Source organism: Petrocella atlantisensis (assembly GCF_900538275.1).
Lineage (GTDB): Bacteria > Bacillota > Clostridia > Lachnospirales > Vallitaleaceae > Petrocella > Petrocella atlantisensis.
In genome coordinates this window covers 514,832-528,927 of record NZ_LR130778.1, presented here as the reverse complement: position 1 = coordinate 528,927, position 14,096 = coordinate 514,832, and the positions used below count along the sequence as shown (strand labels likewise).

At 37.6% G+C, this 14,096-nt stretch carries 15 protein-coding genes; 6 read left to right on the top strand and 9 right to left on the bottom strand.

The genetic code is table 11. From position 1 onward, the window contains the following. Nucleotide 1: 1 nt before the first annotated feature. Genes PATL70BA_RS02595 through PATL70BA_RS02580 form a run of 4 tightly spaced genes read left to right on the top strand, consistent with a single transcriptional unit; the run spans nt 2 to nt 4,778 of the window. On the top strand, nt 2-682 hold the full coding sequence (locus PATL70BA_RS02595) for an ATP-binding cassette domain-containing protein (protein ID WP_125135916.1): 681 nt from the start codon (nt 2-4) through the stop codon (nt 680-682). Continuing rightward, a complete protein-coding gene (locus PATL70BA_RS02590) occupies nt 660-1,724 on the top strand; it encodes a ligand-binding sensor domain-containing protein (protein ID WP_125135915.1) in 1,065 nt (354 codons plus the stop codon). The genes PATL70BA_RS02595 and PATL70BA_RS02590 overlap by 23 nt, the downstream gene beginning before the upstream one ends. A 13-nt stretch (nt 1,725-1,737) precedes the next feature. Beyond that, nucleotides 1,738-3,753, top strand: a complete 2,016-nt coding sequence (locus PATL70BA_RS02585) for a hypothetical protein (RefSeq protein WP_125135914.1) — start codon at nt 1,738-1,740, stop codon at nt 3,751-3,753. Between the two features lie 14 nt (nt 3,754-3,767). Next, a complete protein-coding gene (locus PATL70BA_RS02580; RefSeq protein WP_125135913.1) occupies nt 3,768-4,778 on the top strand; it encodes a hypothetical protein in 1,011 nt (336 codons plus the stop codon). 440 nt (nt 4,779-5,218) lie between these two features. On the opposite strand, the gene PATL70BA_RS02575 is transcribed toward PATL70BA_RS02580, so the two are convergent. The 7 genes from PATL70BA_RS02575 to PATL70BA_RS02545 all read right to left on the bottom strand — a co-directional run bounded on the left by PATL70BA_RS02575 (nt 5,219) and on the right by PATL70BA_RS02545 (nt 11,166). Then, complete coding sequence (locus PATL70BA_RS02575; RefSeq protein WP_125135912.1) at nt 5,219-6,835, bottom strand: ABC-F family ATP-binding cassette domain-containing protein; 1,617 nt, start codon at nt 6,833-6,835, stop codon at nt 5,219-5,221. Nucleotides 6,836-6,958: 123 nt separating this feature from the next. After that, nucleotides 6,959-7,675 carry a hypothetical protein gene (locus tag PATL70BA_RS02570; protein ID WP_125135911.1) on the bottom strand — a complete coding sequence of 239 codons (717 nt, stop codon included), beginning with the start codon at nt 7,673-7,675 and terminating at the stop codon, nt 6,959-6,961. A 4-nt stretch (nt 7,676-7,679) separates the two neighbouring features. Beyond that, a complete protein-coding gene (locus PATL70BA_RS02565; protein ID WP_125135910.1) occupies nt 7,680-8,123 on the bottom strand; it encodes a PulJ/GspJ family protein in 444 nt (147 codons plus the stop codon). Nucleotides 8,124-8,142: 19 nt separating this feature from the next. After that, nucleotides 8,143-8,634 (bottom strand): DUF4860 domain-containing protein, encoded by a 492-nt coding sequence (locus PATL70BA_RS02560; RefSeq protein ID WP_172596066.1) that lies wholly within the window; start codon nt 8,632-8,634, stop codon nt 8,143-8,145. A gap of 10 nt (nt 8,635-8,644) precedes the next feature. After that, complete coding sequence (locus PATL70BA_RS02555) at nt 8,645-8,977, bottom strand: hypothetical protein (RefSeq protein ID WP_125135908.1); 333 nt, start codon at nt 8,975-8,977, stop codon at nt 8,645-8,647. A 12-nt stretch (nt 8,978-8,989) separates the two neighbouring features. Beyond that, nucleotides 8,990-10,042, bottom strand: a complete 1,053-nt coding sequence (locus PATL70BA_RS02550; RefSeq protein WP_125135907.1) for a type II secretion system F family protein — start codon at nt 10,040-10,042, stop codon at nt 8,990-8,992. A 44-nt stretch (nt 10,043-10,086) separates the two neighbouring features. Then, the gene (locus PATL70BA_RS02545; RefSeq protein ID WP_243115954.1) at nt 10,087-11,166 is read right to left on the bottom strand and encodes a type IV pilus twitching motility protein PilT; all 1,080 of its coding nucleotides are present in this window, start codon (nt 11,164-11,166) and stop codon (nt 10,087-10,089) included. Between the two features lie 185 nt (nt 11,167-11,351). On the opposite strand from PATL70BA_RS02545, the gene PATL70BA_RS02540 reads away from it, so the two are divergent. After that, entirely contained in the window at nt 11,352-12,239 is an 888-nt protein-coding gene (locus tag PATL70BA_RS02540; protein ID WP_125135906.1) for a cobalamin-dependent protein, read from the top strand. A gap of 131 nt (nt 12,240-12,370) precedes the next feature. Next, a complete protein-coding gene (locus PATL70BA_RS02535) occupies nt 12,371-12,799 on the top strand; it encodes a SoxR reducing system RseC family protein (RefSeq protein ID WP_125135905.1) in 429 nt (142 codons plus the stop codon). On the opposite strand, the gene PATL70BA_RS02530 is transcribed toward PATL70BA_RS02535, so the two are convergent. Together PATL70BA_RS02530 and PATL70BA_RS02525 are read right to left on the bottom strand one after the other, a co-directional pair. Further along, nucleotides 12,796-13,230 (bottom strand): threonine/serine exporter family protein, encoded by a 435-nt coding sequence (locus PATL70BA_RS02530; RefSeq protein WP_125135904.1) that lies wholly within the window; start codon nt 13,228-13,230, stop codon nt 12,796-12,798. The two genes, PATL70BA_RS02535 and PATL70BA_RS02530, sit on opposite strands and share 4 nt — an antisense overlap. Next, entirely contained in the window at nt 13,227-14,003 is a 777-nt protein-coding gene (locus tag PATL70BA_RS02525; protein ID WP_125135903.1) for a threonine/serine exporter family protein, read from the bottom strand. The genes PATL70BA_RS02530 and PATL70BA_RS02525 overlap by 4 nt, the downstream gene beginning before the upstream one ends. Nucleotides 14,004-14,096: the final 93 nt, after the last annotated feature.

The following is a 14,096-nucleotide window of genomic DNA, read 5'->3' as shown; positions in this document are numbered from 1 at the left end:
CTTGAAACAACGAGAATCGATCTTAAGAATAAATGCTGTAGAAAAAAAATATAATCATCAAGAAGTATTAAAACGCGTAGACTTGATGGTAACATCCGGTGAGCGCATCGCTGTAATGGGTCCGTCAGGAAGTGGTAAAACAACATTATTAAGACTCATAGCAGGCCTTGAAATGCCGGATTCAGGAGAAATTCTATTGTTTAATAAGATTGTAAGTCAACCTAGAGGAGCGATACCACCGAATAAAAGACATATAGGTATGGTATTTCAAAATGCCACATTATGGCCTTTTATGAGTGTGAAGAAGAACATTCTATTTCCATTACACAAAAATGAAATAAGAACACAGGATTCTTATATAAATGAACTGATGGACCATCTAGACATTAGACGCTTACTTTATACAAAGCCATCAAACCTATCAGGGGGAGAAGCCAAAAGAGTTGCAATAGCAAGAGCTTTGATTTCAAAGCCCCAATTACTATTATTGGATGAACCTTTGACACATTTGGACAAAGCTTCAAAAGAAAAAATATCGGAGGTAATGGATAGATTTATCACCAAACATAAAACCACATTAATCTATGTAACCCATGAAGAATCTGAAGCAAAACTGTTGGCAGATACCATATATAAGATAGAGGACGGGTCGTTGTTTCATGAAGAATATACTAAAGCCTAGACAAGCATTATTCCTATTAATATGTTTCGTCGTGATTGCCTTGGCCATTATAGGAGGTCGCTATTTCACAACTTTAGAAAATAAGGTAGCAGACATTGAAGGTCTACGTACAATAAGACCACCTCGAGATGTGAATGCCATGGTTATGCATGAGGATAGACTTTGGGTAGGCGGGCGTGATGGGGTTTTTGAAATTGATATGGACACTAACACTGTCATAAGAGAACTTAATTTGCCCAAAAATGTAGATCTAGTAAAAGGTTTGGTTGTGGATGAGAATCAAAAATTATGGATTGGCCACTTTGGAGGCTTGACTCTATATGATCTTAAAAAGGATACTTTTGAAGACTTAGATGTTTTACAGGACAAAAGAGTGAACTGCCTATATCAGGATGCTGAGGGCAATATTTTTGTAGGAACATGGGGTGGTGTAACCAAATACGATGGGTTTGAATACAGTCGTATAACCGCAGGAGATGGATTGTTACATGATATGGTGAATGTGATCTGTCAAGATGATGGTGGCGGCTTATGGTTTGGTCATTATGTAGCACCCAGTGGTGGTATTAGTTACTTACTAAATAACAAATGGCAATACTTTTCCACAAATGAAGGTATGCCACATAATAATGTGACTTCTATTTATCAAGATCAAAAAGGTGATGTATGGGTGGGGGTTGGACTCTTTTATGAAGGCGGCTTGGTTAAATTTGAAAAGGATGTGTTGGAGTGGCGTATTAAGGATGTCTACACAAAAGGTGAAGATGGTTTATCCGGAGAGAAGATTCGATCCTTGTATGAAATGAAAGACGGGTCTTTTTGGATAGGCTCTGAGTATGATGGCATGACAATTGTAAAGGATGTTCAAGAAATAATAGAACCGAAGTTAAAGAGGCGTTACTTGACTGAAGAACAAGGACTTGCAGGGTACGAGGTGAAAGTTATGCTTGAAGATAAGAACCATAATTTATGGTTAGGTACCCAAAATGGTATAACGGTCCTGGAAGTAAAAGCCATTAGGAATTTATTTCCTACAAGATAGGAGGTTGAAGTATGTGAAAAAAAATATGGTTGAGCCCAAAAGTCTATTTCAGTTATTATTACTTCTATTAAAATCCCTTGTCAAAGGGATACCGAAAATGATCCTAAGATCCATTTTAATTGGTGTCATCGTATGGATATTCCATGCTTATCTGGTTGTCGTCGTTAATAACGGCTATTTAAAAGAAGCGAGCAAGGCGGCTGAAATCCTAGGGTTACATTGGAATATGAAAAATGCCACCTTGTTTTGGGGTATTGGAGGTTGGTTGGCTACTTATTTTTTCTTTGGTCGACTTTTTGGAAAAGGCATTATTAAGGGACCACAATACTTTTTTATGAGTGTGGCTAAGACACCGGGCTTTTTTGTTCAAGGTTTTAAAAAAATAGGTTCAATAAAAGGACCCTTGTTATTTTTTACATTCATAACAGCCCTCATTATAAGCCTCATCATAGAAAGCCCGATGGTGTTGATGTTACTCGTTATTGCTTGTATTCTATTTATGACATCAAGAAATGAAGGTTTATTATTCCTAGCCATGAAACTGGGTTATGGTGACTTTCAAAGATGGTTTTTTAAGAATAAAGCATTAAGTAAATTTAACGAAGGCATATTTGTAGCGGTCTTAAGTGGTTTATTGGCAGGTATGATGCTCTATGTCTTAGTACCTTTTAGGCCTTATAGTATTTATCTTTTATTAATCATGATGATCATACTGGCTGTCTTATTCTTACTGAAGAAAAAAGGTGTTAAAGTCAATTTCTGGATGATAGGTTTATTAAGTCTGTATGGGTTCTTAATGTATGAAACAAAAGGCCAAGCCCATGATGGTGGTTGGGATGAATACGGACGCAACTTTAGCAATTGGTGGCATGGTCAAGGACGTAATGAAGCATTACAAACAGGCACGATTCCGGCAATCGTAAGTATAATTGGCAGTATGATTGGTACCATGACGTCACAGGGGATTGAAGTTTTAGCACCAACAGTCGTGTCTGTACCGGAAAGTACAACAAGTTCTGAGACATATGTACAGCCGGATGGTGGGGATGAAGTAGAGTCCGAGAATGTTCTAGATATACCTTATGGACCAATGAGTGAAAGTGACTTAGAAGATATAATCGATCAACTTATTGGAGAAATAATAGGTGATACACCTTTGGGTACTACTTCGGATGTATTTGTTGGCATAGAAGATTTTATAGACATACTGGAAGGTGCATATGATTTACCGGGCCAAATTGGTGATGGCATTAGTGGTGCACAAGATTTTGTGTTAACCTCAGGTCTAATCGACCGAATTTTTGAGACTTATGATGGTTATATTCCAAACTGGATTACAAAAGCAGCTGAACAAACAGCCAATGAATCATGGGATTATATGGGTGTGGTTAAGGATCTGCTGGATATGAACGGTAGCATACCGGAAGGGAATCCAATTGCAGAACTTATGGACTGGGCAGGTATTACAAAGGATGCCCTTGATAACATTGGGTTAGGCGACAATGCTGTTTATGCCGGTATAAAATCATTTCTGTCTAATAAAATCAAAGGCGCAATATTTGATAAAGACAAACAACCGGGTCTCATCATTATGGACATGTTGACCACCATATTTGCCGGTGGTACAAAAGCAGGTGACATTATCAGTCCGGGTAAAACGATACAAGGCGGTGCCAATTTTATAATAGACAAACTTACGGATCTATATAATGGTACGGATGATGTGACCAGTCGACTCAACAATGGTAAGTACGGGGGCGCATGGCAAGTCGCCAATGAAACCACAGAAGTCATAGCGGATGCGGTCTATAATCCGGATGAATTTGCTAATGATTTTTCAGATGTTGTAACCTCGGATGACTTTTATGATGGGATGTACCAAACCAACGATGAATTATGGCAACCGGCTGAAGGTTCGTGGGCCATTAAGAGAGCCGGCTGTTATGTTGGACATCAAGCAACAGAAGGACTCATAAAAATTGCAGACGGTACAAGACAATTAGCCAGTTGGCTTGGTAGCTGGGTGTAGAGAGGAGGTAACTTATGGCGTACTTGGTACTCAATAAAAGGGAAATGATAGCCTTGTCATTGGTCTGTGGTAAAAAGTTAAACACACTGTCACCAATGCATAGGATAGATGATTTGGATGCTACTTCTATAAAAAGCAATCTAAAAAGCATGACAGAAACGATGAATCAGTTTATTGAAGATGGTGCAATCTGGAGAAATGCAGAGGGTAGCCCAAGACTTATTCGAGAATTACAAGGCGTATTTACCGCCATCCATACACCGGACAAAGTGATTCGTATAAAAAAAGCATCCAAAGATCCATTTAGTGAACATTATTATGTTCATAAAAAGGAAATAGGTGTATTAATGTCAATGAACAAGGAGGAAGATTGTTATACACTTGGTTATCCGATTAGTGAAAGCAGTCTAGGAACTTGGATCATGGATGAGATGATAGGCGAAATACCTGAAAAAGATAAAAAAGAAATGCGTGTCAATTGGAATCTAGAAAATGAAGAATTTGAACTACTGACTCTATTGATCACAGGTCATAATTACCAACATTATAGAGGTACCAATCAGAAATTAAGCAGAAGCAATATCTTAGATGAAGCTACACTGGCCTATATACATGAGCATAACATATTCCAACCAAACCAAGAGATAATAAACAAACTAAGTGATCAAACATATATGGAACAGTGGCTACCTTCTCTTGATGATAAAGGTCTTATTCGTCTGGAAGGTGACTTCATAATACTTCACTCTATTCTTGGAAGTGGCTTCATAAATCCAAGATTAAAAGACATAATAGAAATCACAGAAATGTCACCCTTCATGCGTGGCAAGCAATTATATGTAACCGAAGTAGGGCTAATAATCATAGAGCCTTGCATGACAAATCCCATGGTGTGGAAAATAGGCATCGAAGGACTCAAAACAACCCCCCAAACACTCATAGAGCGGTTACTCCAATTTGGACCTGTCGAGATCAACACTAAACTCAAAGAAGCCATAAACACAGGCCTAAACAACCGCCAATAAAAAAAGTACCTACTCCGTCCTCAAATACAAGAAAAGAAGCTTCGCTTCGCTATGAGTTTTGCTCATATTTCTGAATGATTCGACAGGAAACTTCCTTGATAGTTAACATAGCATTGTCTTTCTTAGAGAATAAAAAAGCAGTAAGTGTTTGTTTTCCTAAACACTTACTGCTTTTAATTATAGGTTTTAAGCATGACCAACATCGACTATAAAAATCCTAAAAGATTTTCAAAAGCGCTACAAGTTTCATAGTTCATAACTAATAGTACTACCAACATCGACTATGAAGTTCCTGGAACTGTGTGTATGATTTAAGCAAGTCTGCATGGATGCAGACCGTCGACTTTTGGTGCATGGATGCACCAATTGGAGACCGTAATCATACATACAGTGGAGGGGTTTTCATAGGACCTATTTATAAGAAATTCTTAAAAGCAACCCTACTCATACATACCTTTGATCGTCTCCTGCAACTCATCATTAGCCAACCACTCATCAAATTCCATCATACGATCCACAATACCATTTGGCGTCAGTTCAATTATACGATTAGCCACAGTTTCAATAAACTTGTGGTCATGAGAGGAGAAGAGTACATTACCCCTGTAAGCAATTAATCCATCATTAACAGCCGTAATAGATTCTAGGTCCAAGTGGTTGGTCGGTTCATCAAGAACAATAACATTAGCCCCAGAGAGCATCATACGAGAAAGCATACAGCGTACTTTCTCACCACCGGATAGAACGTGGGCTTTTTTTAGAGCCTCTTCACCGGAAAACAACATTTTTCCTAAGAAACCACGAATATAAGATTCGTCATCGTCTTTGGAGTATTGGCGTAACCATTCAACCAAATTCAGTTCAACACCATTAAAGAATTTACCATTGTCTTTTGGTAAATAAGCAGTTGTCGTCGTAACACCCCAAGTGAAAGTACCTTCATCAGGCTCAATCTCTCCCATAAGAATCTGGAACAAAGTGGTGCGTGCAATCTCGTTATCACTCAAGAAAACAATTTTATCATCTTTATTGATAATAAAAGTGACATTATTCAAGACTTTGACACCGTCAACGGTCTTACTAATGCCTTCAACACGAAGAATGTCCTTGCCAACTTCACGGTCAGGTATAAACCCGACAAAAGGATACCTTCTGGAGGAAGGTTGAATATCCTCTATATTAATCTTATCTAACATTTTCTTACGAGAAGTCGCTTGCTTGGCTTTAGAAGCATTTGAACTAAAACGAGCAATAAAAGACTTGAGTTCGGCAATCTTGTCTTCAGCCTTTTTATTTTGGTCATTAATCAGTCGAAGCATCAGCTCGCTGGATTCTTTCCAGAAATCATAGTTACCCACATACATCTTCGCTTTACCAAAGTCAATATCTACAATATGCGTACATACATTATTAAGGAAATGTCGATCATGAGATACAACAATAACCGTATTATCGTAGTTAATCAAGAATTCTTCCAGCCACATGATGGATTTAAAATCCAAGTGGTTGGTAGGCTCATCAAGGAGCAGAATGTGTGGGTTACCAAAAAGAGCTTGAGCCAAAAGAACCTTAACTTTTTGAGCGCCCGTTAGATCTTTCATGAATTTACCATGAAGATCCTTAGGAATATCAAGACCGATTAATAGCTTTTCAGCGTCATATTCTGCTTCCCAGCCGCCGAGTTCAGCAAATTCACCTTCTAATTCAGCAGACTTGATACCGTCCTCTTCGGTGAAATCCTCTTTTGCATAAAGGGCATCTTTCTCATGGATGATGCTATACAGTCTTTCATGACCCATGATAACAGTATCTAGCACAGTATCCTCGTCGTGGGCGTAGTGGTCTTGCTTTAAAACAGCAATCCGCTCGCCTTTGGTAATAGCAATATCACCGGTTGTTGCTTCAATATCACCGGAAAGTATTTTTAAGAAGGTGGATTTACCAGATCCATTTGCACCTATGACACCATAACAATTGCCATGGGTGAATTTAAGGTTTATATTTTTGAAAAGTTGCTTGTCGCTAAAGCTTAAACTCACGTTATCCGTTGTAATCATTGTAAATCCTCCAATTTCATTGCCTGTTATTTACTTACAAACTCACAAAAACGTACGACACACAGTGCCATACGTTATGTATCAAACCTCATATATCATATATCAATTAATATTAAATGTCAATCATGGAAGTGGTTGGTTCGGATCTTCAAAAGGGTTTGAGGGAACCGCCTCAAGTAATTCAGAGTCAGGTTCATCAAAAACATCCTCAAACTCAAAGACGTCATCATATTGAAAAGCATCCTGCCATTGATAATAGCTGGTAATATCATAACGGTCGATAAGTTGGAAGTTTTCTTTTAGATTATCAGGGTTTGGCGGTAGTAATGCTAGTCTTACGGTTATATGTTTTGGATAGTCGCCCTCTAAATGGTATGAATCGAATTCAATGTAGCTTGGCATCAAGGCATATCCGTTATAAATAGCATTAATATCATAATCGGTCATATACAAAGCCAAAGATTTGTCCCCTTTTATGGAATGACTTAGACGTTCTTTTAGTAGTTCCATATAAATATAGGAGAAAATTTGTTGCTTCGTTAATGCTTCAAAATGAGCATCACGATTATAATCCAAAGAATAAGGATCACCCATCATATAATTCATGGCTTCATCTTGCACACTCAGTAAGATATGATCGATTTCTCCGATCTTCTCTTCAACCAAACCTTCTAGATTATAATAGTCATGAAGCCAATCCTGTTTTTTTTCTGCCAAACGTTGATTGGAGAGTGAGGTTGTAAGCACGGCCAATCCAAAAACCATCATAACGACCATGAGTATGATAACCAGTATGGAACTGGAACCTTCTTGATGTTTGTAATAAGGATGAACAATCATAAGCCTACTCCTTGTGTTTGAAATAGTGTTGTGTCGTATAAGCAGTTAAGGTTTCATTGGTTGTTGTATCAATTATATGAGTAGAAATATGGTAGAGACCGGAAATAGAAGCGTTCTTCACCATGGACCAATGAAGTGTAAAACGACTTTCCTTGTCAATAGGACTAAATGTATCGTCGTAAAACAATTGACCTTGAATCTTATTTGGTGTCACATCAAGCCAGTTGTATGCATTTAAGAATGTATCAAGATGGTTATATGTTTTCATGGTTTCCAGTTGATTGACTATCAGAGTATTTGCCCCATCGGAAATCTTTGCATCTTCATTGATGGTATAAGATAGAACAAAAAGCCTTAAGACAATCACACTTACAACGCTTAATAGAGCTATGGAGATGATGATTTCGATTAAAGTAAAGCCTTGTTCTCTACCAACAAACTTTTTCATTTGTGTTCAACTCCTTTATTTAATGTGTTCTTAAGGTAGCAAACATCCGGGTTGGATTTTGGTCATTCGGTTGTTTGAAAAGTGATGCAATAATCTGTCCTTTGTTGTCATCTTTTGAGAAAATAAGTTGGCCATCGATATCAATGATTTTGGAACTTATCGTTAGATCTAAGTCACCATCGGTATAGCATTCCCATAGTGCGCCTTCATGGAAGAAGATATAGGTCATTAACCCTTTTTCTTGGCCATGATGTGAGATAACCAAGACATCATCAAGTATTGTCGGAAAATGATCTATATAAATAGCACCTTCAGTATCATTTTGCTTAATTTTCATATTAATATAAGAGAAGGCAATCCGATTGTTTTCAGCGGTTTCTTTATCGCTTAAAATGGTTTTATAGGTTTGACTACCTTGATATATAAGTACGGATATGGATACGGCAAAAACAATCATTAGTAGGATGACCATAATGGATTCAACGGAGATATTAATCTTTCTTTTTGACATAGGGTCTCCTTTACTGGTCGATATCAGGTGTAAGCTTATCAAGAATGGTAATGTTAGGCATGATGTTGGAAGCAAAAATCTCATAGTCATATATATAATGTTCATTATCCAGAATCAGACCGTAATGTTCTGATAAATACTCAAGATGAGGAGGGTAGCTACCTTCTGAAGCGTAACATTGGATAACATATTTCATGACTGTCTCTTCAAGTGCGGTTTTGTTCAAATTTGCATAGGTAGCATCGTATGATGAAAGACGACCGGCTAGGAGAAAAATCATAATAAATATAAAAGGTAAAGTTATAATTTGAGCCCATATGTTAAGCGTAAAATCTCGTTTCACATCATCACCATCCTATCCGATAGAGTCCATGATACTAACAATAGGTAGTATTACGGATATAAGCATAATCCCAACAATGAGAGAGAGTATGATAATCAAAATTGGTTCGATGACCGTCGTAAGTCGATCTAATCTTGCATCTGTTTCTTTTTCCATTACAAGGGCTGCTTTATCAAGCATGGTATCCATATGTCCTGTGCTTTGAGCTACAGAAAAGAGTTTGATGAGTACCCATGGGAAAAGCTTTAAATCTTCGATAACTTTGTCAAAAGGTTTTCCGCTGTTTAAATCTGATATGGCAGTATCCATCTTAGATTCCACATATAAGTTATTCATAATAGGCTTAATCATTTTTATACCGATGCTAATACTAATACCGCTTCTAATAAGTACTGCAAGGTTTCTTGCAAACCGAACGGCGGTCAAAGAAGCATAGATATCTTTAATAACCGGAAGCTTAAACTTAAGTCGATCGAAAAAGTTGCGGCCGGCAGGGGTATTTTTATAGTAGTAGAAGAAAACTAAAGCGCTTAGCATTATGCCGAAGAATATCAGAATATAATCACCAATAAAAAAACTTATAGACATGATACCTTTTGTTAGTGTAGGCATCTCACCGCCAAGGGAAGTTAAGATCTCATTAAACATAGGGAGAACTTGAAGGACGAGAAGTAAAATAACACCAAACATTAAGACGGAGAGAATAATAGGATAGGTAACAGCAGACTTCACTCGAGCTGAAGCTTCGAGTTCCTTTTCGTAAGCATCTGCAACTTGGTTTAAGGTGCTCGTTAAATCGCCACTTTTTTCTCCGACATCCACCATATTGGTGATGAAAGATGAAAAAGAGGCTTCGTGATCCTGTATGACATCACCAAGAGAACGCCCGGTCTTAATACCCGACAACATATCTTCTAGAATTATAATTAGATTCGGATGGTCAGATTTATTTTTGATCATCTCAAGGCCTTCATACAAGGAAACATCTGAGTCGATGACCAGAGCCAGCTGACGTGTAAAAATAATAATCTCTTCTTTTGGCAATTTATGCTTTATTTTGGCCACGTGAATTTCTCCTTCGCTTTTGTTGGATTGTAGAATATTGTCATCTAGGTTAGAACATCAAAATAAGCGTCAAACAACTGAATATCTTGAGCTCTTAGCCGAGCTTCCTGATAATCAATGATGTTATCTTGACAAAGCTGTACAAGATTACGCTCTAGGGAACGCATGCCCTGACTCATACCATTTTGAATGAGGTTGTTAATCTGATATTGTTTACCCTCACGAATGAGGTTACGTACGGCAGGTGTAACGGCCATGATTTCACTAGCGAGAACAAGACCATTGTGATCTTTCCTGGGCACCAGTTGCTGGGAGATAACACCTTCAAGAACAGTTGCCAACTGACTTTTTACTTGATTTTGTTGTTCAGTGGGAAAAGCATCAAGTATTCGATCGACAGCCTTTACAGCACCATTGGTGTGCAAAGTAGATAATACCAAGTGTCCCGTTTCAGCAGCAGTCAAAGCAATAGAGATGGTGTCCATATCACGCATTTCTCCGAGCATTATAACATCCGGATCTTCTCTTAATGCTGATTTTAGAGCTCCTGAAAAGGAAAGGGCATCACTACCGATTTCTTTTTGTGTGACCATACTTTTTTCATGTTTGTGCAAATATTCTACGGGGTCTTCAATGGTGGTGATGTGATAATGATAGCGTTCATTGATCATCTTAATCATGCTGGCCAAAGTGGTGGATTTACCGCTACCTGTAGAACCGGTTATTAGAACTAGCCCTTTATTTTTCTCTAGAAAATCAGAAGCGATACTAGGTAATCCAAGGGCTTCCAAGTCGGGAATCACAAGGGGGAGAGAACGTATTGCCAGTGCAAAGGTACCTCTTTGTAAATAAAAATTACAGCGAAATCTGCCGAGATCTCTCTTTGAATATGACATATCCAGGTTTTTTTTCTCATTTAAAAGCTCAATCTGTTTTTCATTTAGATAGAGATTTACAATTTGACGCATTGTTTCAGGCTTTAGGATATCGGTGTTTTCAATTGCCTTTAACCTAGAGTTAACACGTATGAGTGGCTTACTACCGGCACAAAGATGCAAATCTGTAGCATTATGCTTCATAGTCTCCACGAGCAAATGATCCATAAACTCGGTATAATTATCCATGTTTGTCTCCCCTTGTAAAAATGTCAGTATTTTATATTATATGTCAAAGTTCAACTCTATCATTTTGACACCTTAGACATTATTATACCCTTTGTTATAGTAATCCGTCCAGTTGTTACAGTGTATTACGAATAATTATCATGACATTTATTACATACCGTGATATAATTACTTAAGAGGTGATAATGATGACATCATTTGGTGATAATCTAAAAAGAATTAGAACACAACTGAATATGAACCAAAAAGACTTAGGTGACAAGTTAGGTATAGGACAAACCACAATAGCCAATTATGAAAAAGGTGTAAGATTTCCAACGGGAGAACTTCTAAAGCGTATTGGAGAAGTACTCAATGTTTCGATTGATCAATTGATGGGTCATCAGGTTGTTAATACAGCGCTAGAATCAGAGGCTCTTGATTTGAGCATATTTAATGAAGAATTAAAAAAATGCTTGATTGAAGGTAATGAGCAAGAAGCACTATACAGAATATGGCAGCTAAACCCATCAAAGGAAAATATATCCATTATATATGAAGATATTCTATTAAAAGTCTTAGTTGAGATTGGACAAATGTGGGAAAGAGGTCAAGTGAATGTGGCGGTTGAACACTTTGCAACACAGGTGGTTCATAAAATACTTTCAATGATGTCCACCATAACTGGAGAAGTACCCAAAGGCAAGCATCGCTCTTTATGTATGTCTTTTAATTCGGAACCACATACAATCGGGATGCGGATGATTTCAGAATATTTTTCATTATTAGGGATCACATCGTATTATATTGGTACCAGCGTACCAACGGATAGTGTGATTAAGATGTTAAAAAACAAAAAGGTAGATATATTGGCTTTATCAGCAACCATGTCCTATCATTTAGACGGCATGAAGAATCTGATAGAGGTTATAAAAAGAGACCCAGGCCTAAAATCCTTAAAGATCATAGTAGGTGGGCAGGCCTTTTTGTATGAACAAGATAGATGGAAAGATTTAGGCGCAGACGGCTATGCGAAAGACTTTTTATCATTGAAGGCATGGTTAGAAGAAGAGAGATTTATCGGGGGTTATTAGATGTAATTAGAATCAATTATACAGTTTGACACTTAACCAAGATGGACGTATCGGCCATAACATGATAAAATATGAATATAAGATAAAGTAACACAACAATTCATACGTCTTCAGAAACGGTAGGTGATAGTATGGCAGAAATCGGACAAGTAACAGAAGTTGTGGGAAATCTAGTAAGTGTTAAGTTACAACGGCATGATGCCTGTGATCATTGTAATGCATGTATGGCAGGCGTTGAAACTGAAGAAATGATTCTTGAAGCAGAGAACCTTTGCCAAGCTGATGTAGGTGACTTAGTGGATATTAGTTTAGAAGAAAGCAATTTTCTTCTAGCGGTCATTATTATGTATATTATACCGCTTTTTGGTCTACTTATTGGTCTAGGAGCAGGCTATGTCATAGGCAATCAGTTAAGTGTTAATGTGGAAATCATGAGTCTTCTTTTTGGATTTGCGTTTTTAGCAATAACATTTCTGATTATTAGAAAGAATGAAGTCAAGTTTCATACAAGAAAATTCAGACCGATAGCCAGTGATATTGTCAAAAAGCATACGGATTAAGTTTTCTTTGCTATATGCTGATCAAAAATTGTACTCAAAGAAAATATTATCATCATGGCAACAGCGATACTACCGGCAATTTGTAACGTTTCAAAAAGGTGTTTGGCCACTAAGTTGTAATCTTCTTCAATGACCGCATAGAGTGTCTTGTACATGCCCATACCAGGTACTAAAGGTATAATGCCGGGTATTTGGAATATGGTAACGGGTGATTTGCGTATTTTTGAAAAAAGATTGGCAAGTAGACTGACCAAAAAGGCACCGATAAAACTAGCAGTAACACTAGAATAATTTGAATGAATGACGATTAAATAGCCCCACCAACCAACTGCGCCGACGAGTCCGGATATAAGCAGTTGGTTTTTTGATGTATTAAACATGATAGCAAAAAAAATAGTAACAAAATAAGCGGCAACAACTTGAATCATCATAAGACGATACCTCCGTAAATGGAATTGAAGATAGATAGAGCAATACCAACACCTGCTGCGATAGAAGCTGCTACTATGAAGGCATCCAAGATTCTTGACGCACCTGAGACAAGATCGCCATGAATGGTGTCTCGAACGGCATTGGTAATAGCAACACCTGGAACGAGTGGCATAATAGAACTGATAATAATAAGATCCAAGCTATCACCAAAACCTAGAGCATAGAGGAAAAATAAAGCTACCCATGAAGTCATAAAGCTACCAATGATATCAATGAAGAATTTGGAGACACCAAAGTGCTGCATGGTCACTTGAAACAGTCCAAGTGCTAGTCCGGCGACCGATGTAGCTATAGCATCTTGAAGGCTACCGCCAAGAACGATAGCGAACAAACCGGAAGCAAGTCCAATGGAAACGACTATGAATTTCCTACTGTAGGCAGGCTCATGAGCCGCCTTTAAAATAGCGTCATGTGCATCCTTTAAAGTGATGGTTTGATTGCAATAATCTCTGGAAATGGCATTGGCAAGTTCGATACGATATAGGTTAATGCCACGATTATTAACCCGCCGTATATATGTCATATGATCACGGTCTTCATCTTCTAAAGTTGCAAAAATCCCTGTTGGCGTTACAAAAGATTCGATGCCTTTGTAATCAGATGTTTTTAAGATACGATTGATGGTGTCTTCAACACGGTATGTCTCGGCACCATTTTTTAACATGACCTCTCCAACTGTCAGAGAAAAGTTCATTAATTTTTTTGAATCCATCCTTCACCTCCTATTCTAACCACCTATGAGAAATAAATATTTATTCATATATATTGTATATGAATTTAGTGAAACTTAGTTTTGAATCTATAA